22 protein-coding genes and 1 pseudogene are annotated in these 20,265 nt (G+C 65.3%); 12 read left to right on the top strand and 11 right to left on the bottom strand.

Translation table 11 applies throughout. The annotated features are described in order from the left end of the window. Nucleotides 1–121 precede the first annotated feature (121 nt). The 3 genes from ABIA40_RS27570 (at nucleotide 122) to ABIA40_RS27560 (ending at nucleotide 4,130) form a co-directional block, all read left to right on the top strand. The gene (locus tag ABIA40_RS27570) at nucleotides 122–913 is read left to right on the top strand and encodes an enoyl-CoA hydratase/isomerase family protein (protein WP_404544302.1); all 792 of its coding nucleotides are present in this window, start codon (nucleotides 122–124) and stop codon (nucleotides 911–913) included. Between the two features lie 3 nt (nucleotides 914–916). Then, a complete protein-coding gene (locus ABIA40_RS27565; RefSeq protein WP_404544299.1) occupies nucleotides 917–3,010 on the top strand; it encodes an acetate--CoA ligase family protein in 2,094 nt (697 codons plus the stop codon). Nucleotides 3,011–3,110: 100 nt separating this feature from the next. Then, nucleotides 3,111–4,130: a tripartite tricarboxylate transporter substrate binding protein gene (locus ABIA40_RS27560; RefSeq protein WP_271539445.1), complete on the top strand. Its 1,020-nt coding sequence runs from the start codon at nucleotides 3,111–3,113 to the stop codon at nucleotides 4,128–4,130. 51 nt (nucleotides 4,131–4,181) lie between these two features. On the opposite strand, the gene ABIA40_RS27555 is transcribed toward ABIA40_RS27560, so the two are convergent. The 7 genes from ABIA40_RS27555 to ABIA40_RS27525 all read right to left on the bottom strand — a co-directional run bounded on the left by ABIA40_RS27555 (nucleotide 4,182) and on the right by ABIA40_RS27525 (nucleotide 8,694). Next, complete coding sequence (locus ABIA40_RS27555; protein WP_404544297.1) at nucleotides 4,182–4,973, bottom strand: phytanoyl-CoA dioxygenase family protein; 792 nt, start codon at nucleotides 4,971–4,973, stop codon at nucleotides 4,182–4,184. A 240-nt stretch (nucleotides 4,974–5,213) separates the two neighbouring features. Then, nucleotides 5,214–5,579 (bottom strand): BA14K family protein, encoded by a 366-nt coding sequence (locus ABIA40_RS27550; protein ID WP_404544294.1) that lies wholly within the window; start codon nucleotides 5,577–5,579, stop codon nucleotides 5,214–5,216. Nucleotides 5,580–5,743: 164 nt separating this feature from the next. After that, nucleotides 5,744–6,007, bottom strand: coding sequence for a hypothetical protein (locus ABIA40_RS27545; RefSeq protein ID WP_128264973.1), 264 nt, complete (start codon nucleotides 6,005–6,007; stop codon nucleotides 5,744–5,746). A gap of 167 nt (nucleotides 6,008–6,174) precedes the next feature. Next, nucleotides 6,175–6,585 (bottom strand): nucleoside diphosphate kinase regulator, encoded by a 411-nt coding sequence (gene rnk, locus ABIA40_RS27540; protein ID WP_271539439.1) that lies wholly within the window; start codon nucleotides 6,583–6,585, stop codon nucleotides 6,175–6,177. 9 nt (nucleotides 6,586–6,594) lie between these two features. Next, nucleotides 6,595–7,080, bottom strand: a complete 486-nt coding sequence (locus ABIA40_RS27535) for a GreA/GreB family elongation factor (protein WP_271539437.1) — start codon at nucleotides 7,078–7,080, stop codon at nucleotides 6,595–6,597. Nucleotides 7,081–7,339: 259 nt separating this feature from the next. After that, a complete protein-coding gene (locus tag ABIA40_RS27530; RefSeq protein ID WP_025032467.1) occupies nucleotides 7,340–7,666 on the bottom strand; it encodes a hypothetical protein in 327 nt (108 codons plus the stop codon). Between the two features lie 164 nt (nucleotides 7,667–7,830). Next, entirely contained in the window at nucleotides 7,831–8,694 is an 864-nt protein-coding gene (locus ABIA40_RS27525) for a LysR family transcriptional regulator (protein ID WP_404546367.1), read from the bottom strand. A 99-nt stretch (nucleotides 8,695–8,793) separates the two neighbouring features. On the opposite strand from ABIA40_RS27525, the gene ABIA40_RS27520 reads away from it, so the two are divergent. The 3 genes and pseudogenes from ABIA40_RS27520 (at nucleotide 8,794) to ABIA40_RS27510 (ending at nucleotide 11,731) form a co-directional block, all read left to right on the top strand. Further along, the gene (locus tag ABIA40_RS27520) at nucleotides 8,794–10,101 is read left to right on the top strand and encodes an aspartate aminotransferase family protein (protein WP_404544291.1); all 1,308 of its coding nucleotides are present in this window, start codon (nucleotides 8,794–8,796) and stop codon (nucleotides 10,099–10,101) included. A gap of 21 nt (nucleotides 10,102–10,122) precedes the next feature. Continuing rightward, nucleotides 10,123–11,337, top strand: a pseudogene (locus ABIA40_RS27515) (gamma-glutamyltransferase); the annotation flags it as partial. Nucleotides 11,338–11,359: 22 nt separating this feature from the next. Beyond that, nucleotides 11,360–11,731: a gamma-glutamyltransferase gene (locus tag ABIA40_RS27510; protein ID WP_404546365.1), complete on the top strand. Its 372-nt coding sequence runs from the start codon at nucleotides 11,360–11,362 to the stop codon at nucleotides 11,729–11,731. A 62-nt stretch (nucleotides 11,732–11,793) separates the two neighbouring features. Here ABIA40_RS27510 and ABIA40_RS27505 read toward each other — a convergent pair whose 3' ends face one another. Continuing rightward, nucleotides 11,794–12,732: a cobalamin biosynthesis protein CobT gene (locus ABIA40_RS27505; RefSeq protein WP_404544289.1), complete on the bottom strand. Its 939-nt coding sequence runs from the start codon at nucleotides 12,730–12,732 to the stop codon at nucleotides 11,794–11,796. 181 nt (nucleotides 12,733–12,913) lie between these two features. Here ABIA40_RS27505 and ABIA40_RS27500 point away from each other — a divergent pair, with 181 nt between their 5' ends. The 6 genes from ABIA40_RS27500 to ABIA40_RS27475 all read left to right on the top strand — a co-directional run bounded on the left by ABIA40_RS27500 (nucleotide 12,914) and on the right by ABIA40_RS27475 (nucleotide 18,630). Then, entirely contained in the window at nucleotides 12,914–15,058 is a 2,145-nt protein-coding gene (locus ABIA40_RS27500; RefSeq protein ID WP_404544286.1) for a GumC family protein, read from the top strand. 2 nt (nucleotides 15,059–15,060) lie between these two features. Next, entirely contained in the window at nucleotides 15,061–16,224 is a 1,164-nt protein-coding gene (locus tag ABIA40_RS27495; RefSeq protein ID WP_404544284.1) for a glycoside hydrolase family 5 protein, read from the top strand. A 56-nt stretch (nucleotides 16,225–16,280) separates the two neighbouring features. Then, on the top strand, nucleotides 16,281–16,613 hold the full coding sequence (locus ABIA40_RS27490) for a hypothetical protein (protein ID WP_404544283.1): 333 nt from the start codon (nucleotides 16,281–16,283) through the stop codon (nucleotides 16,611–16,613). Nucleotides 16,614–16,681: 68 nt separating this feature from the next. Then, nucleotides 16,682–17,845: a hypothetical protein gene (locus ABIA40_RS27485; RefSeq protein ID WP_404544281.1), complete on the top strand. Its 1,164-nt coding sequence runs from the start codon at nucleotides 16,682–16,684 to the stop codon at nucleotides 17,843–17,845. Between the two features lie 97 nt (nucleotides 17,846–17,942). Beyond that, on the top strand, nucleotides 17,943–18,161 hold the full coding sequence (locus ABIA40_RS27480; protein WP_271539421.1) for a hypothetical protein: 219 nt from the start codon (nucleotides 17,943–17,945) through the stop codon (nucleotides 18,159–18,161). A gap of 10 nt (nucleotides 18,162–18,171) precedes the next feature. Continuing rightward, the gene (locus tag ABIA40_RS27475) at nucleotides 18,172–18,630 is read left to right on the top strand and encodes a hypothetical protein (protein WP_271539419.1); all 459 of its coding nucleotides are present in this window, start codon (nucleotides 18,172–18,174) and stop codon (nucleotides 18,628–18,630) included. A gap of 80 nt (nucleotides 18,631–18,710) precedes the next feature. Here the strand turns inward: ABIA40_RS27475 and ABIA40_RS27470 are convergent, their stop codons facing one another. From ABIA40_RS27470 to ABIA40_RS27460, 3 genes are read right to left on the bottom strand one after another with little or no spacing between them, the layout of a single operon-like run. Continuing rightward, nucleotides 18,711–19,139: a hypothetical protein gene (locus ABIA40_RS27470; RefSeq protein ID WP_271539417.1), complete on the bottom strand. Its 429-nt coding sequence runs from the start codon at nucleotides 19,137–19,139 to the stop codon at nucleotides 18,711–18,713. A 20-nt stretch (nucleotides 19,140–19,159) separates the two neighbouring features. Next, complete coding sequence (locus ABIA40_RS27465; RefSeq protein ID WP_157283340.1) at nucleotides 19,160–19,513, bottom strand: hypothetical protein; 354 nt, start codon at nucleotides 19,511–19,513, stop codon at nucleotides 19,160–19,162. 59 nt (nucleotides 19,514–19,572) lie between these two features. Further along, on the bottom strand, nucleotides 19,573–20,073 hold the full coding sequence (locus ABIA40_RS27460; RefSeq protein WP_057027814.1) for a hypothetical protein: 501 nt from the start codon (nucleotides 20,071–20,073) through the stop codon (nucleotides 19,573–19,575). Between the last annotated feature and the right edge of the window lie 192 nt (nucleotides 20,074–20,265).

Raw genomic sequence — 20,265 nt, 5'->3', positions numbered from 1 at the left:
GCCGCTATAGGCAGCGGCAAGAACAACGCCGGCTGCGCACGGCGCGATGAGGAAACGCAGTCGCGGAGCTCGCGCCGATCATTCATCGCACGCCGATGGATCCGACTTCAGGGAGGTTGCCATGTCCGATCAGCTCATCGAATTTTCCGTCGAGGCCGGAATTGCGACGATCGCGTTCAACCGGCCGGAGCGACGCAACGCCATGAGCGATGAGATGCGCGCCGAGTTCGCCCGTGCGCTCGAAACCGTGTCCCGCGACAAGGCGATCAAGGCGCTGGTGCTGACCGGGCGCGGCCACGCGTTCTGCGCCGGCGGCGACATCAGCGGCATGAAACGCCGGCTCCACGCGCCGCAGGGCGAAGTCGCATTCAACGGATGGAGCCGTCAGCAGGGCGTGCATCACGTGCAGTCGCTGCTGCTCGGCCTGCCGAAGCCGACGATTGCCGCCGTCAACGGCGCCGCGGCGGGCCTCGGCGCCGACACTGCGCTGGCCTGTGATTTCGTCATGGCGACGGAGCGATCGAAATTCACCTGGTCCTACATCAAGCGCGGTCTGATCCCCGACGGCGGCGGCCTGTATTTCCTGCCGCGTAGGGTCGGGCTTGCCAGGGCCAAGGAGCTGATCTTCACCGGCCGCGTCGTCGAGGCCGACGAAGCGCTCGCGCTCGGCATCGTCGATCGCAAGGTGGCTGCGACCGAGCTGCTGTCGGCCGCACAGGCCTGGGCGGCGGAACTGGCTCACGGGTCCGCCACGGCGCTCGCGCTCGGCAAGAAGATCCTGAACGAGACGTTCGAGCATTCCGCGCACGACATCTTCAATCTCGGCAGCCAGGCGCAGGCCATCTGCTACACCAGCGCGGAGCATCGCGAGGCCGTGGCGGCGTTCCTCGCGCAATCCTCGGCGAAGGGTTGAGCGATGAACGCGATCGAACGCCTGATCCGGCCGCGCAGCATCGCCGTGATCGGTGCATCGGCGGACCCGAGCAAGACCTCGGGGCGACCGGTCTCCTATCTTCGGAAACACGGCTTCGCGGGTGCGATCTATCCCGTCAATCCCAAGGTCAAGGAAATCGGCGGTCTCGCCTGCTACCCCGACATCGCCTCGCTACCTGATGTGCCCGACGTCGGCCTTGTCCTGCTCGGCGCCGAATGGGCCCACGTCGCGGTGCGCGAATTGTCCGCGCGCGGTGTTGCCGCGGCCATCGTTCTCGCCAGCGGCTTCACCGAAATCGGCGCCGAAGGCGCCGCGCGCCAGCAGCAGCTGATGCAAGCCGCCGGATCCATGCGCCTGCTCGGGCCGAACACGATCGGCCTCGTCAATCTCACCGACAACATCGTGCTGTCCGCCTCCGGCGCGCTGGCCATGGACCATTTCCCGGCAGGTCCGGTCGGACTGGTCTCGCAGAGCGGAGGTATTCTCGGCGCCATCTTGTCGCGCGCCGCGGCGCGCGGGGTCGGGCTGTCGAAGCTGGTGTCGACCAGCAACGAAGCCGATCTCGATCTCGCCGATTTCATCGACTTTCTCGCCGACGACAATGCGACCAAAGTCATCGCGCTCTATATCGAGGCGATCCGCAACCCGGCCCGCTTCCGCGAAGCGGTGCTCAAGGCGCGAGATGCCGGCAAGCCAATCGTCGCCTTCAAGATCGGGCGATCGGAAGCGGGCGCAAAGGCGGCAATCTCGCACACGGGCGCGCTCGCAGGCTCCGACCGCATGTACGACGCCTTGTTCAGGCAGCTCGGCGTGATCCGCGCGAAAACCTTCGAAGACCTGCTCGACATTCCGGCAGCGCTTGCCGCAGGACGGAAGCTCTCCGGCCGGCGCGTGGCGATCCTCACCTCGACCGGCGGCGCCGGCACTATCGTGTCCGACAGTCTGGGCGTCGCAAGCTTCGCAACGCCCGCTCCCGGCCCGGATACTGCCGCGCAACTCCGAGCTCTGCAGTCGGGATCGCACGCCATGCTCGATCGCAACCCGATCGACGTAACGCTGGCCGGCCTGCAGCCGGATCTGCTGCGCGCCGCAATCCGCATCCTGCTCGCAAGCCCGTCCTATGATGCGCTGGTCGTCATCGCTGGCTCGTCAGCCGTGGGATCGCCGGCGCTGATGGCCGACGCCATCCACGATTGCCTGCCGCTCAGCGACAAGCCCGTCATTGCCTATGTGAGCCCTCACGCGCCCGACGCGGTCTCCGTCCTCACGCAGCGAGGCGTTCCCGCCTACACCTCTGCCGAAAGCTGCGCCGCTGCGCTCGACGGCTTGTTGCAGGCCGGAATGCCGGAGCAGGTCCAGACGTCCGGCTCGGCTGCGACGGTTGTCGAAATCGCCGATCTCCCGGCCGGATCGCTGGACGAAGCACAGGCCAAAACCTTGTTCGCCCGCTTTGGTATTCCGATCGTGGCAGAGCAAGTGGTCGCAACGGCTGGAGAGGCGGAACGGGCTGCGCGAGACTTCGGCGGCAGAGTCGTGCTCAAGATTCTCTCACGCGAGATCGCACACAAGAGCGACGTCGGCGGCGTCGCGGTCAACCTGACAGCCGAGAGCATTGGCGGCCGGCTCACGGCGATGGCCGACGAAGTCGAGGCAGGGACCGGGAAGCGACCCGAGCAATTCCTGGTTCAGGAGATGATTTCAAGCGGCGTCGAAATCATTCTCGGGATGTACCGTGATCCCTTGGGCGTCGCCATCCTTCTCGGCATGGGCGGCGTCGCCGCCGAGCTGTTCAAGGACACGACGATGCGCCTGCTGCCGCCGAACGGCGGTCTCGGCCTCGCCGAGGCGCGCGCGATGGCGCGCGATCTCGTCACATGGCCGTTGCTGGACGGTTTTCGGGGCCGACCGAAATGCGATGTCGAAGCGCTCGCAGCAGCGATCGTCGCTTTCTCGCAGATGGTCGCGCAGCTCGGCGACCGGCTTCTCGAGGCCGAGATCAATCCGGTCTTCGTGCTGCCGGCCGGCCAGGGCGTGAAGGCGGCCGACGGGCTGGCTGTTCTCAACGCGAGCAAGTGAAGCCGCACCGCCAAGAACTTGCAGAAAGGCGCGCGGCTACGTTCGTCCAAAACGACAAGCCTCGTTGAATAACTCAACCAGAACCGGATGGGAGGTCCGCATGGCAATCGGCAAGATCATCAGTCGCGACCGCGCTGCAGGAAGTAGCTGGCCGCGCTCCGCCATTCTCGTCTCGTCGGCGTTGCTGGTGCTGGCGGGATCGAGCACTGCGCCGGCGCGGGCCGAGTATCCCGAGAAGATCATCAAGATCGTGGTGCCCTTCGCAGCCGGCGGCGGGACCGACATCGTCGCGCGAACGACCGCCCAGGAGATCCAAACGGACCTCGGCAAGCCCGTCATCATCGAGAACAAGCCGGGCGCCGGAACCATCGTCGGCACCCAGACCGTCGCGACGAGCGAGCCGGACGGCTATTCGCTGCTGCTGGCGACCTTCGCGCACGCGGTCAACCCGAGCCTCTACAACAAGCTGCCGTTCGATCCGCACAAGGATTTCGCCGCGGTCTCGCTGATCGCGCGGTCCTTCAATGTCGTCGTCGTCAACCCCGCATCCAAGATCAACTCGATCTCCGATCTGATCGCCGAAGCCAAGGCCAAGCCGGGCAAGCTCAATTTCGGCACGTTCGGCATCGGCACCTCGGCCCATCTCGCCGGCGAGCTGTTCAACGCCATGGCGAAAGTCAAGATGACGGCGGTCCCCTACAAGGGTGCGGCGCCTGCGATCAGCGATCTCCTAGGCGGGCAGATCGACGTGATGTTCACCACCGTGGCGAGCGCAGCATCGCTGGTGGCGGCGGGTCAGCTCAGGGCATTGGCCGTCACCTCGGCCGAGCGGTCGGCCGCGTTCCCGCAACTGCCAACCGTTTCCGAGGCCGGATTGCCCGGCTACGCCGCCGAGTCCTGGTACGGATTGTACGCACCGGCCAAGACCCCCGCGCCGGTGATTGCGCGTCTCACCCAGGCGGTCGCGAAGGCCGTTCAGTCCGGTGCCTTCAAGAAGCTGTCGGCCAACGAAGGCCTGATCATGGTCGGCAGCGCGCCCGAAGAGCTCGATCGCTACGTTAGGCAGGAGGAGGAACGCTGGCGCAAGCTGGTCAAGGACGCGAATATCGAGGTGCAATAGCCTGGGTTCGAGCAACATCCGGGACCCCCGGAGGTCCCGGATGTCACCCCCTTAGACCGTCAGCCCGCAAGCCCGCCGGATCGCGATCTGAACCGGCGAAGGTGGCAGCGCCGGATCGAACTCGCGCTTCGGCAGCAGCGGAGGCTGTGCCATGAAGCGCGGTTGTTTCCCGCGGTGGGGTTGCGCGGCATGAACCAGGAACGGGTGGCACAGATAGACGGTGCCTGGCTTGCCGGTCGCAAGTTCAACCTCGCAGTCCCTGGTCGACGCCCAGTCGCCGGCAGCAAGTTGCCGGAGCGTTGCGCCCGCCTTGCCATGGGGCAGTAGCTCCCGCGCGATGGCCGCATGCGAGCCTTTCCGGATTCGCGTGGGCGCATCATCGTTTCCGACGTCCGAGAACAGGAAGAGCATCAGCAGCGCACGGCCGCTGCTCTTCACATTGGCACGCCATTCCATGAAGTCGGCATCGGCGGTGCCAAAGCTCATGTCCAAATGCCAGCCATCGTCGCCCGGCGATTGCGATGACGGGAAGCGGATCGGAAAGGTTCCGAGGCCCGTCGGCGCAAGCCAGCGCCCTTCACCGGCGAGCTGATCATAGGCCTTGTGCAGAAGCGGCGTATTCGCGGCTTCAATGAAGGGGGGCGTGGCTTTGGCGCCGACCCGGAGCACGGGCTGGGTCCAATGTTCGGGCTCGTCCGGCGACAGGCCGATATCCGCCCACAACTCGTCCCTGCATTGCTTGGCAAGGTCGGCGCTGAAGGCATTCTCGAGTTTGACGAAACCGTCGTCGATGAAGGTCTGGACCTGTCTTGGCGTCAGGCCAGCCTGTTCGGTCTTGGGCATTGCACATCTCTCCGTTCGGCTATCGCAGCGCGCGAAGCCGTTTGATCTGAGTGGCGCAGGAGCGCCGGAACGACGTTCTGCCGTTCAGATCAGCGGGAAGAATGTGGAGATGAACATCATGGCGGGAACGTATAACGCGGTGGAGCGCCGAATCAAGGCACACGCGCGGCTTGCGGAGCGCATGTCGAGCGTCGGCAGCCTCGCACCGAACGCGGAGGCTGCCGCAGGCTTATGCATGGGTCATGGGCAGGAGTGGCGCAGACCATCGCGGCCCAGATAGGTCCCAGAGGCGGGATCGTCGGAGCGATAGCGCTGCGCACAATAGGAGGCGGCATTGGATTGAGCCTGGCTGTTGGCGATGGCGCCGCCGATGATCGCGCCCGCTGCGAGGCCGCCGAGGACGGCTGCGCCCGTGCCGTAATGGCGGTGATGGTGCCTGTGGCCATACCGATGACCATGTCCATGCCAGTGCCGGTACTGCACCTGTTCCACGCCGGAATCGGGGGCGGGATTTGCGATCGGCAGAGGTGCCGCGAGCGCGGGTGAAGCCATCGAGAGCATCGCTCCAGCGGCCGCGAGGGCAACGAAAGTTCGACGCATCGTCATGTCGGGCTCCCTGTTGGTGAGGATGCGAGAGCAACGGCCGGTTGCGCGCTCCGTTCCTCCAGCGGGTGGCGAGCGTCAGAGGGTCGCAGAAAATGAAATGTTCGTAACGGTGCGTGCGGAGCGTCGCTACTGCCGTGCCCGTCGCTCGCGCAGGCGCTTCGTTACTATCTGTCCTCGCTATCCCGCCGGCGGAAGGGATCGGCGACATCGTCGTGACCGCTGCGGCTGCTGAAGAACATTAGCGCCATCAGCCCGCAGCCGACGAGCAGGGAAAAGAAGGCGCCAAGGCCAAGCGCGATCCAGCCATGCTTGTCCATCTCGACCCCGGCGCTGGCTCCCCAGACCGAGAATCCCCAAATGCCCGTGAGGATCAACATGGCTCCGAGAGCGACCAACAGCGCGACCTGGCCGGCACTCATGTTCTTCATGGCTGTTCCCATTGTCGTGCCCGACGAGGGGGCAATTGCGAAAAGCGCGCAGGCGTTTCTGTCACCACACTGACCTTTGCGTGGCCGCTGAGCGCGCACGGAACGCGCCCGCGGGCGCGTTCCTGCAAGGAGCAGGCCTATGCTCGGTCGGATTGCCGTTTCCTTTGTCAGGAGACGGCGAGAACGGTGAGCCCTCTCGTCCGCTTGTCGGGCGTCTCGAACTCGATCCGCTGTCCCACCGAGAGACCGATCAGGGCGGCTCCAACGGGCGTCAGGATCGAAATCTGGTTGAGCTCGATGTTCGCCTCGTGCGGATAAACCAGCACGATCTCCCGACTGGAGCCCGCCCCGTCATCGCGATAGATCACTCTGGAGCCCATCCGAACCACGCCGCTCAAATCGCTCTCTTGCGCGATCGTTGCGCGTTCCAGCTCCCGGGCCAGAAACTGGGCGACGCGGGGAAACAGGTCCATAGTCGAATTCGCAAGCGAGTTAAGACGCCGCGATTCCTCGTCTGCGATCTTGATCGGCGGCAGCGCCGACTGTTCTCTTCGGATCTCGGCTTCGAATTTCTGCATTTTATCCTCCTAGGCTGCGCTTGGTCCCGGGTCGTCATCGCACGGCCCTTTGCGCCGACTTGATCGGACGAGAGGGACGACGTTCGGGCTCGATTGGCTGACGCTCTGAACCCTGACGACGTTCAGACAGCCCGCGACCACGTACGGCATCTGATCGCCGACCTGCAGGCCGATCAAAGCGGCTCCCAAAGGTGTCAGCACCGAAATGCGAGCGGGGTCCGACCAACACTCCTCGGGCCACACGAGGTGCACAGTGCGGCGCGGAACGCCCCAATTCGTGCAGAACGTGACCCATGATCCCACGGTCACCCGCGAATTGAGATCGTCCCATGTGTCCGGCACGATCTCGGCGCGGTTGATCTCACTGAGCAGGAAGATCCCGTCGAGATCGCCCCTTTGGGAGGCGCGGCAGGCAAGCTGTTCAAGCCGTGGATAGTCCGATGCGATGAGCTTGATTCTTGGAAGAGGCAGCACGGCACACTCCTTCTGCTTCAATACGACCTCTCAGACGGAGGTCACGAAAGCTGGAAAAGAGCCCGGACGGCGCACAGCGCCGTCCGGCTAACCGCCTGCTTGGAGGCGGCCGGCGTGAAGACTGAAACGCGCGGTGCGCGCGTCTATGTCGACGACATATGCCATGACATTCCGACTATAGTGATTCATTCCTGCGGTACCATTGCGGCGAAACCGCACAGCCGCGAGCAGTTGATTCTCCGCGGGCGATACGGCTCCAGCTGCTACGGCTACGAGGCTTTCACCGCAGGCCCTGCTCGTCGATCAGGATGCGGTGGATCTCGATGCGCTCCGGCAGCTCGATCAGGAACTCCGCGTCGCGCGCGAGATGATGGACCTTGGTCGGCTCGCCCTTGGTGAAAGCGGTCATGGCCGCGATGTCGGCCCAGTAGGAGATGGTGGTGAACCACGTCTCCTCGTCGCGGTCCTCGCGCAATTGCTGCACACCGAGCGCGGTCTTTCGCAGCGGCGGGATGCCCTCGGCTTGCAGATAGGCCTGGTAGGCGTCGGCGAGGTCGCGGCGGGTACGGCCGCGCCAGATGCGGGCGATGGTCGGCTTGGTCGGCATGGCAGGATTCTCCTCGCTGCCGAACGCAATGCGGCGCTTCCCGTTCCAGCGTCCTCATGTCACGGCCACGACGCGGCGCCGGAACAGCTCGATCGCTATGTCGGGCAGGAGGGATCGCTGGCGCAAGCCGGTCAAGGACGCGCACATCGAGGTGCGACAGTTCACTAATCGATCTCCGCCTTGGTCTTCAGTCCGGGCAACACGGTGCGGACGTGCTCGGCCAGCGTCGTCGCCAGCAGCGAGGGCCTCGCCTCCGAGAATTCGAGCGCGATGCCGATGGTCGGAAGCAGGGGCAGTTCGGCCGACACGACGTGAAGATCGAACGGGACGGCGGTTCGCGTCAGGACGCTGATCGCATGACCGGACCGCGCGATCGCGATCAGGCCGGCGAGACTGTTGCTCGCGTAAGCGACCCTGTAGCGCCGATTGACCGCGTCCATCGCGGCGCAGGCGGCGCGGTAGTCCAGGCTCATCGGCGCCGCCAGCGCCAGCGGCAGCACATCCTGCGTCAGTATTTTCGGTTCGGCCTCGTTCGCGACCCAGACGAAGCGCTCCTCGCGGATCACCTCGCGCGCTCCAGCATCGGACAGCGAGACCAGCGCCATGTCGATCTGGCGCCGCGCCAGCATTGGGCGCAGCTCGGAGGTCGGTGCGCAGACCATGCGCAGCTCGACATTGGGATGCAGCGCGCAGAACCCCTTCAGCAGCGCCGGCAGGAAAGCGATCGAATAGTCCTCCGGGCAGCCGAGGCTCAGCGTCCCCTTGAGGCCCCCACCGCTCATGTCGGCCAGAATCTCGTCGTGCTGCGCCAGCAGCGTCTCGGCGTGGACGAGCAGTTTCTCGCCGGCCGTGGTCAGCCTCATGCCGGATCCGCTGCGGTGAAACAGCGACTGCGTGATCGTCTCTTCCAGCCGTTGCATCTGCATGCTGAGCGCGGACTGTGTCCGGCCAATCTGCAAGGCCGCCAGGCTGATCGAGCCCGTGCGGGCCACGACGACGAAATTCTTCAGAAGGGTGAGATCCAGCATCGACATCAGGAAGATTGATATCCAGATTGAATTATATCAATTAGCTTGAAGTCAAATTCTTGACTAGAGGTCAGAAGTCCCAAGCGCAGGTGGCTTGTCATGACCTTGAACGCCGATACCGATTTCTGGGCGTCCGCCAACACGCATCTGACCCGCTACGGCCCGAGTTTCGAACCCGTCATTATCGAGCGGGCGGCCGGCAGCTTCGTGTACGACGCCGATGGACGCGCCATCCTCGATTTCACCTCGGGTCAGATGAGTGCCGTGCTGGGGCACACGCACCCCGACATCGTCGCCACGGTTGCACGGCAAATGGGTGCGGTCGCTCATCTCTTCAGCGGCATGCTCTCGCGTCCGGTGGTGACGCTGGCCGAGCGGCTCGCTGCGCTTGCGCCCGGTCTCGACCGCGTGCAGCTGCTGACGACAGGCGCGGAAGCCAATGAAGCGGCGATCCGGATGGCCAAGCTCGTCACCGGCAGGCACGAAATCGTCGCCTTCGCGCAAAGCTGGCACGGCATGACCGGCGCGGCGGCGTCGGCGACCTACAGCGCGGGCCGGCGCGGTTATGGGCCGGCCGCGGTCGGATCGTTCGTCATTCCTGCGCCGAACGCCTATCGGCCGCGCTTCAGGAACGTCGACGGCAGCAACGACTGGCAGACCGAGCTCGACGATGCGTTCGCACTGATCGACAGCCAGTCCACCGGTAGTCTGGCGGCCTTCATCGCCGAGCCGATCCTCTCCAGCGGCGGCATTCTGGAACTGCCGCTCGGCTATCTCGCGGCCTTGAAGCAAAAATGCGAGCAGCGCGGCATGCTGCTGATCCTCGACGAAGCTCAGACCGGAATCGGCCGCACCGGGCACATGTTTGCCTTCGAGCGTGACGGCGTGGTGCCTGATATTCTCACGCTGTCGAAGACGCTCGGCGCCGGTCTGCCGCTCGCCGCGGTCATGACGACAAAGGCCATCGAGCAGGCCGCGTTCGAGCGCGGCTTCCTGTTCTACACCACCCATGTCTCCGATCCCTTGCCCGCCGCGGTCGGCGTCACGGTGCTCGACGTTGTCGCGCGCGACGGGTTGGTGGCGCAGGCAACCGCCAGGGGCAACAGGCTCCGGGATGGATTGCTGTCGCTGCAGCAAAAGTTCGAATGCGTCGGCGACGTCAGGGGCCGCGGGCTTCTGCTCGGTCTCGAAATCGTCGTCGACCGACAGTCCAAGACGCCGGGGTTTGAACTCGGCGCGCGGATCATGGAGGAGACCATGCGTCGCGGTCTCAGCATGAACATCGTCAAGTTGCCCAGCATGGGCGGCGTATTCCGCATCGCGCCGCCGCTCACAGTGTCCGAGGCCGAAATCGATCGCGGTCTCGAGATCATGTCGGAGGCGATCCAGGCTGCGACGATGCACTGATCGGCGGAAGGCCTTTTCCGGATGCAACTCGCCAGGACATATGGGCGTCCGACGCTGTTCTCGCGGCACGGCATGGTCGCCGCCGCGCATCCGCTCGCGGCACAGGCCGGTGCACGAATCCTGATGCAGGGCGGCAATGCGTTCGATGCGGCCGTTGCCACCGCGGCCGCCCTCAATGTGGTCGAACCGTTCATGTCGGGGCTTGCCGGGTTCGGACTGGCCACGGTCTGGGTCGCAAGCGAGCAGCGCATTCGCGTGCTCGACTTCGCTCCGCCGATGCCCACAAGCTTCCCGGTCGGCAGATACACCAGCAGATTCGAGCTCGAGCGCGGTCCGCAGGCGGCCTCCACGCCCGGCAATCTCGCGGGCTGGTGCGAGCTGCTCTCGCGCTATGGACGCAAATCGCTTCCAGACGTCTTTGCGCCGGCGATCACGCTGGCGCGCGACGGCTTTGCGCTCTCGGACTTCGGTGTTGATGAGATCAACGAGCAGGTGCCGCTGCTTGAACCCTGGCCGGAGCTGCACGCGGCACTGGTCAGGAATTATCTCCCGGATGGAATGCCGGTGAAGCTCGGCAGCATCGTCGCGCAGCCTGATCTCGCGCGGACTCTTGCCGCGATCTCCGAATTGGGGCACGAGTATCTGTATGGCGGCAAGCTCGGCCGGCGGATCGTGGATTATCTCGCCACGCTCGGCGGCAGCCTGACGCTGGACGATGTCATCGCCGTCAAGCCGCATTGGTTCGATCCCCTGACCGTGTCCTATCGGGGGCTCGAGCTTCACGTCCCGGCGCAGCAATGCGGCGGCTTCCAGTTCGCCCTGACCCTCAAGATCCTTGAAGGCTTTGACCTCGGGCGTCTGCCGAAGGACGGCGCCGATCATCTCGATACGGTCTATCGCGCGATCCGTCTCGCCGCCGGCGAGCGCATCGCCCACGGCAATCTGGGACCGGATCAAGCCGCTGGAGCAATGTCCGACGCGACGATCGCGCGGCTTCGCCAGCGTGTGAGCGACGGCCGGCCGATCACCGGCCCGACAGAGCAATGGATGCCGCAGGATCGTGCCGATCCCGGCCACACCACCTCGTTCTCGATCGCCGACGCCGAAGGCAATCTGGTCTGCATGACGCAAAGTCTCGGCAGCCCGTTCGGCAGCGGCGTCGTAGTGCCGGGGACCGGCGTTTGCCTCAACAATCATCTGCATTGGGCCGACGTGCAGCCGGGAAGCCCGAACCTCGCCAAGCCGGGCGACGCGTTGCATGACGATGGCACCGTCGATTGCGACGCGCGGCAGCCGTCCGGTGCTCGCGCTGGGGACGCCCGGCAGCTACGGCATCCCGCAAACCCAGGCCCAGGCTTATGTGCAGCACATCGAGTTCGGCCTTCCGCTGCAGCAGGCGATCGAGGCGCCGCGTTCACGGCTGTGGGACGGCCGCTTCATTCAGGCAGAGAACCGCATCGCGCCGGAGACCATCGCCGAACTGAAGCGCCGCGGCCACGAGATCGAGATCTTGGAAACCGGATGGACCATGCTCTGCGGAGGCATGCAGGCCGTCGCGCTCGATCCGGTAACCGGCATGATGACGGGTGCCGCCGATCCGAGGCGGGACGGGTATGTCATCGGCTTGTGAGCGGTCGCACATCGAGGCGAGCGCAGGCAGGCGCCGCTAATGCGCGCCGCGCCTGAATGCAACTAAGCGGACGGATGCAAGAGCCGGTTGATGAGCTGAACCAGGGTGCTTTCCAGCTCTTCAGGAGAGCTGATCGTGAGGCCATCCTTGTAATACTGCTCGACCGGATGGCCGATACCAATTGCGGCAAGCCTGATATCGCCGGCCTGCTCGATCTCGCCGATGACACGGCGCAAATGGCGATCCAGATACAGGTCGCCATTCTCGAGCAACGTGGAATCGTCGACCGGCGCGCCGTCGGACAGCACGATAAGGCATTTCTGTCTTTCGTCGCGCTGGCGCAAGCGCGACGCAGCCCATTCGATGGCCTCGCCATCGATGTTCTCCTTGAGGAGATCCCGCCGCAGCATCTCGGCACAATGTCGCGCGCTCAGCTTCTCTGCGGGGCTGCAATAGACGGCATGCAGCAGATCGTTCAAGCGGCCGGGATAAGAGGGCTTGCGGTCGTTCAGCCATTTCTCCCGGCTCTGTCCGCCCTTCCAGCGTGCCGTCGTGAAGCCAAGCACTTCGTGGGTGACGCCGAGGCTATCGAGCAAATCCGAGGCGACCAGTGCAGCCCTTGCTGCGAACAGGATCGGCTGTCCGCGCATGGATCCGGAATGGTCGATGAGCAGTGTCACGATCGTATCCGAAGGGGACCTGTCCCGCTGCTGGGTGGCGGCAAGGTCCGCGCGTCGTCCCGCAAGCTCCGCTTCGAGGTCGTACAGCGGTCCGGTGTCGACTTGCGGAAATCGCTCCGCTGAGCGGCGATCGGGCGACGCGGCCAGGACCGCATCCAGATCGCCGGCCTTGATCTCGAGGTCAAAGTCCTTTGTATAGGCCCGATAGGGCCGGGCGGGATCGAATGGGACCGGCGTCTGCCGGGACTTCCGCAGCGATGGCAGAAAGCTCAACGCCATCAATGCAACGAGCGCCGTCAGGAAAGCGTCACGCCAAAGCAAGCCGGCCTCCAGTGATCTCGATCGTCAAATACGGCGCGTGGCTGGCCGCGCCTCGTTAACGAATCGTTCACCGCCCAAGACCATCCCAGCCCAGCCCAGCCGTAACCGGCGGTTAACCATGGATATTTACGGTGTAGCAAGCCTCTGAGCTATGACTGTCAGTTGATTTCGAGTCCAACCCATGGCGTTCGGTAGCCGCGCATCTCCGCGAAGCATCGCCCCGACGGAGCAAGCGGCTTCGTGGGAAGCGCCGCGCGCTGCGAAGGCGAAGCCTGACGCCGCCGCGCCGGGACTGACCAAGGGATCGCTGACCGTCTCCGGTACGCTGTCCTTTCTGCGCGAGAACGGCCGGCGCATCCTGACGCTGGCGCTGGCGCTGTTCGCCCTCGGCGTCGTCGCCCTGATGGTGCTTCCGGTCCGCTATGCCGCGACGGCCCTGGTCGTGCTCGATCCGCGCGAGCTGCGCGTGACCTCGGAGCAGGACGTGCTGCCCGGCATCGGCCAGGATGCCGCGGCGCTGCAGAGCCAGATCGAGATCGCCAAATCCGACGGCTTCCTCCGCCCCCTGATCGAGCAGCTCAAGATCGCGGACGACGAGGACATCGCGGGCGGTTATACCGACATGACGCGCCTGCTCGAACGATTCCGCAACCGCCTCGAGATCACCCGGCGCGGGCTGACCTACGTCATCGCGATTTCCTTCACCTCCAACCGGCCGGATCGCGCCGCCTACTACGCCAATGCCATCGCCGAGGCCTTCGTTGTCAGCCAGGGCCGCGTCCGCACCGAGGCGACGGACGAGGCGGCCGGCTGGCTCCAGGACCGGCTGAAGACGCTGAGCGAGCGCCTGCGCGCGTCGGAAGACGCCGTCGCCGCCTTCCGGCTCGAGCACAACATCGTCAATGCCGGCAAGGAATCCACCACGCAGCAATTGCGTGTGACCGACCTGACCCAGCAGGTCTCCGCCGTCCGCGCCCGCACCGAGGAGGCCAAGGCGCGCTACGAGCAGGTGCAGCGCGACGTCAAGGCCAATGTCGAAGGGCCGGTGAAGCAGGATCTCCTCAGCATGCTGCGCGCACAGCGCTCGGCGCTGAACGACCAGATCGCGCAGAAGAAGGCGGTCTATGGCGACCGCCATCCCGACCTTGCGATCTCCTACAGCCAGCTGGCGGACATCAACCGGCAGATCGAGATCGAGCGGAAGAAGAACATCGACACCGCCAAGTCCGAATACGAGGCCCAGCTCGAGCAGCAGAACGCGCTGGAAAAGCAGCTCAAGGCGGTCGAGACGAAGATGCTGCGCGACGGCCAGGCGCTGGTGAAACTGCAGGAGCTGCAGCGCGACGCCGATGCCAACCGCAACATCTACGAGCAGTTCCTGTCGCGGTTCAAGACCACCAATGAGCAGCGTCAGCTGCAGGCGTCCCAGACCAAGATCGCCTCAATTGCCATTCCGCCGTTGCGCTCGACGCGTCCGCCGCTCGCCTTGCTGCTTGCGGCGCTGGCGATCGGCTCGCTGCTGACGTCCACCGCCGCCGTTGCTGTGACGACCAGCCTGTCCGCCGACAAACCCGAATCCGTTGAGGCGCCTGTCTCACGTGAAGCGGAGGAGACGCCCAACCGGCAAGTTTCCCCTCCTGCCGCCGCCGCGCGCCCAGCCGAGGCTATGCCCCGCCTTCCTGTCTGGGCCCGCATCCCCGAGCTGGCGCCAGGAGGCGGGTTCAACACGGTCTGGCAAAGACCGGTCAGCGCGTCGGCCGAACTCGATCTCGGCCCCCACTTACGGCCGCTGCTCGAACGCATCGACCGCGTGCCGGTGCGCGGCTGCAAGGTCGCGCTAGTCTTGTCGGTCGGCAAGAGCGCCGGCGGCAACACGGTAGCGCGCTCCCTCAATCGTGCCGCCGTCAACCGCGGCATGATGAGCGTGCTGATCCGGCTCCAGCCGGAATTTGCAGGCACTCAGCCGCCGGTGACCGAATGGCAGGACGGCTCGACCACGGCGGGACTTCAGTCGATCGACGAGCTGCTCAGTGCCGGGCGGAAGCCCGATGCGCGGCCCGAGGACGATATCCGCTCGGAGTTCGACCTGATCGTGGTCCACGCCGGCAATCTCGCCTTGCAGCCGGACGCCATTGCGCTGGCCGCGCATGCCGACCTGATCGTTCTGGTGACGCGCGCCGGCGAGCTTGGTTCGTCGGCGATGCGCAGAGTGACCGCGGCGCTGGCGAGATACGCGGCGGTGCCGACCGGCCTCGTCGTCAATCACGTGCCCGCCGGTTCAATGGCGTCTCAGCCCGACGGTGGCGCTTTGGGCCTTGCGGTGTGACGATGACAGCGTTGCGCTGCCGTCTGCTGGCTGCGGCGATGCTGTTGTCGATCACGGTCGGTCGTCCGGTATTCGCCGAGGATTGCGTGCCACTGCCGTCGACGGTTTCGCCCGGGCGGCTTGCCGCGCTCTCGCGCGGCTTCAACGCCGATGGCTGGATCAACGGTGCGCCGCCGAGCCGCGCGCTGCTGCAGCAGCTGCGCAAGGCGGGTATGAGCCACGTTCGCCTGCCGGTGCCGGCGGAGCGCGTGATGCCGCGCTTTGCCGCAAAGGACGAGCGCGAGGTGACGCTGCGCGTGCTCGACGGCGCGTTGAAGCAGCTGACCTCGCTCGGCTATTCCAGCTCCGTCGACCTTCATCCGGGCGAGCGCTTCAATCGCCTGCACAAGGATGATCCGGATGCAGCAATGGGCGAGATGCAGGAGGCCTGGCGCGCGCTTGCTGGGATCATTCGGTCCTATCCAGCCGATCTAGTCTTCGCCGAGTTGCTCAACGAACCCGATATCGAAGCGGACAGATGGCAAAAGGAGGTCGAGGCGCTCGCCGCCTTTGTTCGCCGGTTGCTGCCCTCAACCACGCTCATCGTCGGCCCGGTCAACTGGCAGCGCGCGGACTCGCTGCCGCGGTTTCGTCCGCTGGCGGACCCTGACGTCGTCTACGCCATCCATTTCTACGACCCGATGGTGTTCACCCATCAGGGCCACTGGGACGCGCGCGATCCGCTGCACGACATCATGGATCTGCCTTATCCGATCAATGCCGGCGATCCCAAGGTTCAGGCGCTTCGGCAGGATTTGCAGGACAGGGACGCGGTCACGGCGCTCGCCATGCTCGATACCGCGATTGCCGCTGCCAGGGACAAGCCGGGAGCCGATCGCTGGCTCGCGCCCGCGCTCGCATGGCAGCGGCAATTTTCGCGGCCGATCATCGTCAATGAGTTCGGCGTGTTGAAAGCCGGCGCCCCCCGGCAGAGCCGGTTGCGCTGGCTGGCGGAGGTCACTGCCTATGCCCGCGCGCATTGCTGGGGCTGGGCGCATTGGGAACTGGCGCAAGGCTTTGGCCTCGTCGACTCCGCAACCGGCAAGCCCGATCCCGACGTGCTACGGGCGCTGCTCGGCACGCCCGGCCGGCCTGAACGGGCTCCCGCCGCGCGTCGCGATCGTTAACGGATCCTTACCCCTCGCGCGGCTATCTTGTCCGGCGCGATGGCAAAGGACGATTGATGAGCGCCGGGTACTCACCGCAAGGCCAGAGCGTGCAGGCCGCGCCGTCGCCTCCGGCCTGGCGCGAACTGGCCGCGACCTTCTGCATCGCCATCGCGGCGATCGGTTCTGCGCCGGTTCTGCACCTCGCCAATCCGGCGCTGGCCATCACCATCGAGGTCCTGATCGGCATCGCCATCGTCGTTGCGGTCCCGACCTCTGCGCCGGCGGTCGCGATCTTCGTCCTGTTCTTCCAGAACCTGTTCGTCTCCATCCTGTCGCCGCTGGTCCCGTCCCGCTACCCTCCGATCTCGACTTCATCAAGGGCTACAATTTCCTGCTCTGCTCCGTGATGTGGCTGGCGACGTTTGCGCTTTACGTGCTGGGCCAGAGGAATCAGTCGAGGGAAATCAATCAGATCATGCGCTGGGGCGTCGTCACCCTGGCCGTGGTCTCGCTCTATTTCGCCATCGGCTTCGTCCAGGACGGACAGCCGGCGGCGGTCTATTTGCGCAACATCGTTCTGCCGCTGTTCCTGTTTCAGCTGTCGTTCCTGACCGCGGCAACCTTTGAGGTGCGCATCACGCCGTTCCTGGTTGCGCTAGCGGTCATCCTCATGCTGTGCGGCTATGTCGAGCTCGTCTTGCGCGATGTCTGGCTGGCCGTCACCAACGGCCATACGTTCTGGGGCTTCGACGAGCTCAAGGCGACCCATTCCGGCGTCTGGGAAACCCAGATGCGGCAGACCGGCAACGTGCCCGTCACACTCAAGGATCGTTTCAGCTTCGACTTCCTGAACACGCCCTTGCTCGAAGGCTTCGGCCTGTCGAAGATGCTGCGCATTCACGGCCCGAACATGCACCCGATCAGCTTCGCCTACGGGATCGGCTTTCTCGCCCTGTTCCTGTTCTCGGTCGGACGCCCGCTGCTCGCCCTGGCAGCCCTGCCGCTGCTGGTCTTCTGCAGCGTGAAGGGAGCGCTCATCACCGTCATCTTCGTGGCTGCGGGCTGGATCGGGACTCGCCTCATCGGTGCCGTAGCGACATTGTTGCTGGGGTTCGCCGGCATGATCGCCTTTGCGATCCTGGCGATCCGCATCGGCCTGCAGATCGGCGACTATCACGTCATCGGCCTGATGGGCGGCCTCGACGGATTCGTGCAGAGACCTTACGGCCGGGGCCTCGGCATCGGCGGCAATTTGTCGGACAGCTATTTTTCGATCGATTGGAGCGCTGCGCAGGCGGCCGGCACGATCGACGGCGCGGTCGAAAGCGCGATCGGCGTCCTCTTGTACCAGATGGGCATCGCGGCCTTCGTGCCGCTGGCCTTCTATTTCGCGATGGCGCTCAAGGCCTGGCGCCTCTACGCGTCGTCGGGATATTTGACGCAGGGCCTCGCCGGCTTCGGAATCCTGGTCGTTCTGCTCAACGGATTATTTCAGGAAGAGGCTCTGTTCGCGCCGCTCGCGCTGGGCCTGATGCTCTCGCTCGCCGGTCTCGTCATCGGCAGCCACGCGAGGGTGCAGAGCGTTGCCAACGAGGATGCCGAGCCCGCTGGGCTCACCCGCTACCAGCCGGCTGCGTGAGCTGCCGGCCTGCCGACGGTCCCAGTACGTGCCCATCCAGGAACTTCCGTTTTTTCCCGGCGTTGAACACGATCCGCACAAGCGGCCGACGGATGCGATGAAGAATTTTTCCAACGCCGAATTTTCTCCCGAGGTGATCGAGATCATGACGACCGCGCTGGAAGCTGCCGTTGCGACCCTGCCGGATCCTGTGCATTCCTCGCACGTCAACGCGCTCGCCGAATCCATCCTGCGCACCGCCGGCGCCGGCGAGCGGAACGTCTCCAACCTGCAAAGAATCGCCCTGATGGAGCTGCAACTGGCGCCGCGCAAATGACGAGGCGGACATGAAGGCACTGCTTGCCGCAATCATGGCGCTCTGTGCGACATGCTCGGTTGCCTCGGCAAACGGCTGGAGGATCTACCGCATCCCGGAATCCGGAACGTCGGTCGACATTCCCGCCTCGATTTTCACCGAGCCGGCCGGCAAGCCCGACGGATATGGGCAGCGGTTTCGCAGCTCCGACGGCAGTGCGGATCTCACCGTTCAGGCCGCCGAGAACCGGCAGGGCCTGTCGCCGGCCGAATTCCTTGCCAGCAAGAATCCGCCGACGGGGATCATCTACAGGCGGATCACCTCGAGCTTCTTCGTGGTCTCGAGCATCAAGCGCGACAAGATCTGGTACAACAGGTGTAATTTCGCGCGGGGCTATGTGCACTGCGTGTTGATCAACTATCCCGCCGCCCAGAAGCGGCGATGGGACGCCGTCGTGACCCGGATCAGCCGCAGCCTGCATGGTGGCTGAGCCAGCTCCCAAGACGGAAAAGCCGCAAACGAAAGCTGCCCGAGCAAGCCGGGCAGCAGGTGGTTGAGAGCCGCGCGATTCTAGCGCGCCGTCGTCGTCGTCCTCGACATGGTCGGCTTCGAGCCCGGCACATGCGACATCGTCTTGGTGGTCGAGCCGACTTGCTCGCCGGCCTTGACCTTGGTGCGGGTGTGCGAGCGGCTGAACGTGCCGCCATCATGGGCTTGCGCGCGAGCGTTGGAGTTCATCACCGGACCGTTGCCCTTGTTCATGCTGACGCCGGTCTTGGTCTTGCCGTCGACGGCAGCCGCGCTTCCGCCGGCCGCGATCGAGGAGCCGGTGCGGCCCGTCGCCGAGGTGGACGTGCCGCCGGTGCCGACGGTGGAGGCGGAGGTGCCGCCTGCTGCGGCCGAGCCGCCGCTGCCGCCGGTGATGCTGGTCTGCGCCAACACGGGTGAAGCGGCGGCAAGCAGAAGCGCGACCGCCGAGGTCGTAACGAGCGTTCTCATGGTTCAATCCTTTCTATGCATCAAGGCGACGAGGTCGAGATCGTGCAGCCGTTGACGGTGATGGTGCTGGCGCTGGTGGAGCCGGGCCCGCCCGCCGTCGACGAGGAGCTCGAGACGTGGCCGCCGCCCGCTTGCACATTGACCGACGATCCGCCCGCCGAGCTCGAGCTCGACAGCGAGCCGCTCGATGCGGTCGAACCCGTCGTGCTCGAACCCGATGCGCCCGCGGCCGTGATGCTGCCGTCCGCATGCTTCTCCACCTTGACCTTGCAGGTCTCGCCCGAGCTCGTCTTGCCCGTCTTTTCGATGGTTTCTGCCGATGCGGCGCTGCTCATCAGGGCCAGCACCGTGATCGCAACGATTGACTTGTTCATTGCGTCTCCTCCTCAACATGGACAAAGGGGAGCGGCACCGTGCCGCTCCCCGGCTCGGACTAGTTCTTGTCCTTCTTCCATTCGTCCTTGTTGTGGCCCTTGCCCTTTTCGAGGCCCATGTCGCTGGCGTGGCTGCCGGACTTGCCGTCGCCCATGCCGGGCGATTTCGACGAACCGGACTGGCCAACGGTCGAGCCACCCGCAGCCGAGCCGCCGGTGCCTACGCTGGACGAGCTCTTGCCATCGCCCGCCGATGAACCACCGGTGCCGAGCGTCGAGGCCGAGCCGCTGCCCGAGCCACTGCCCGCCGCCGATCCGCCGGTGCCGACGGTCGAAGAGCTGGTGCCGCCGCCCGCCGACGAGCCGCCGGTGCCGAGCGTCGAAGCAGAGCCTGACCCGCTGCCGCCAGCCGAAGAGCCACCGGTGCCGACGGTCGAAGAGCTGGTGCCGCCGCCGGCCGATGAACCGCCGGTGCCGACCGTCGAGCTCGATTGCGCAACGGCGAGCGCCGTGCCGGCCAGCAGCGCGGCCGCAGCCGCAGAGAGCTTCAGGATCCTCATGTGCATTTCCTCCAGGTTTCCAAAAATCAAATCGCCAATCAGGCCCGGGATAAATTGGCAATCGCTCAAACGTTCCTTATGTCGGACACGTTGACGCGTCGATGCGCTCGGAGTCAGTTCCGCGACGTGAAGCGCATCGCGTTTCATTCATTCAGCGTTCATCTGGGTGCTTGCGGCCATGGAGTCGCGTTC

This window comes from Bradyrhizobium sp. USDA 223 (genome assembly GCF_044909005.1).
Classification (GTDB): domain Bacteria; phylum Pseudomonadota; class Alphaproteobacteria; order Rhizobiales; family Xanthobacteraceae; genus Bradyrhizobium; species Bradyrhizobium yuanmingense.
The sequence above is the reverse complement of the archived record's forward strand: the minus strand, read 5'-3'. Positions and strand labels throughout refer to the sequence as shown.

Coding starts and splice junctions, on each gene's coding strand:
- ABIA40_RS27570 (WP_404544302.1), top strand. CDS start 122: ATGTCCGATCAGCTCATCGAATTTTCCGTCGAGGCCGGAATTGCGACG.
- ABIA40_RS27565 (WP_404544299.1), top strand. CDS start 917: ATGAACGCGATCGAACGCCTGATCCGGCCGCGCAGCATCGCCGTGATC.
- ABIA40_RS27560 (WP_271539445.1), top strand. CDS start 3,111: ATGGCAATCGGCAAGATCATCAGTCGCGACCGCGCTGCAGGAAGTAGC.
- ABIA40_RS27555 (WP_404544297.1), bottom strand. CDS start 4,973: ATGCCCAAGACCGAACAGGCTGGCCTGACGCCAAGACAGGTCCAGACC.
- ABIA40_RS27550 (WP_404544294.1), bottom strand. CDS start 5,579: ATGACGATGCGTCGAACTTTCGTTGCCCTCGCGGCCGCTGGAGCGATG.
- ABIA40_RS27545 (WP_128264973.1), bottom strand. CDS start 6,007: ATGAAGAACATGAGTGCCGGCCAGGTCGCGCTGTTGGTCGCTCTCGGA.
- rnk (WP_271539439.1), bottom strand. CDS start 6,585: ATGCAGAAATTCGAAGCCGAGATCCGAAGAGAACAGTCGGCGCTGCCG.
- ABIA40_RS27530 (WP_025032467.1), bottom strand. CDS start 7,666: ATGCCGACCAAGCCGACCATCGCCCGCATCTGGCGCGGCCGTACCCGC.
- ABIA40_RS27525 (WP_404546367.1), bottom strand. CDS start 8,694: ATGCTGGATCTCACCCTTCTGAAGAATTTCGTCGTCGTGGCCCGCACG.
- ABIA40_RS27520 (WP_404544291.1), top strand. CDS start 8,794: ATGACCTTGAACGCCGATACCGATTTCTGGGCGTCCGCCAACACGCAT.
- ABIA40_RS27510 (WP_404546365.1), top strand. CDS start 11,360: ATGACGATGGCACCGTCGATTGCGACGCGCGGCAGCCGTCCGGTGCTC.
- ABIA40_RS27500 (WP_404544286.1), top strand. CDS start 12,914: ATGGCGTTCGGTAGCCGCGCATCTCCGCGAAGCATCGCCCCGACGGAG.
- ABIA40_RS27495 (WP_404544284.1), top strand. CDS start 15,061: ATGACAGCGTTGCGCTGCCGTCTGCTGGCTGCGGCGATGCTGTTGTCG.
- ABIA40_RS27490 (WP_404544283.1), top strand. CDS start 16,281: ATGAGCGCCGGGTACTCACCGCAAGGCCAGAGCGTGCAGGCCGCGCCG.
- ABIA40_RS27485 (WP_404544281.1), top strand. CDS start 16,682: ATGCGCTGGGGCGTCGTCACCCTGGCCGTGGTCTCGCTCTATTTCGCC.
- ABIA40_RS27480 (WP_271539421.1), top strand. CDS start 17,943: ATGAAGAATTTTTCCAACGCCGAATTTTCTCCCGAGGTGATCGAGATC.
- ABIA40_RS27475 (WP_271539419.1), top strand. CDS start 18,172: ATGAAGGCACTGCTTGCCGCAATCATGGCGCTCTGTGCGACATGCTCG.
- ABIA40_RS27470 (WP_271539417.1), bottom strand. CDS start 19,139: ATGAGAACGCTCGTTACGACCTCGGCGGTCGCGCTTCTGCTTGCCGCC.
- ABIA40_RS27465 (WP_157283340.1), bottom strand. CDS start 19,513: ATGAACAAGTCAATCGTTGCGATCACGGTGCTGGCCCTGATGAGCAGC.
- ABIA40_RS27460 (WP_057027814.1), bottom strand. CDS start 20,073: ATGAGGATCCTGAAGCTCTCTGCGGCTGCGGCCGCGCTGCTGGCCGGC.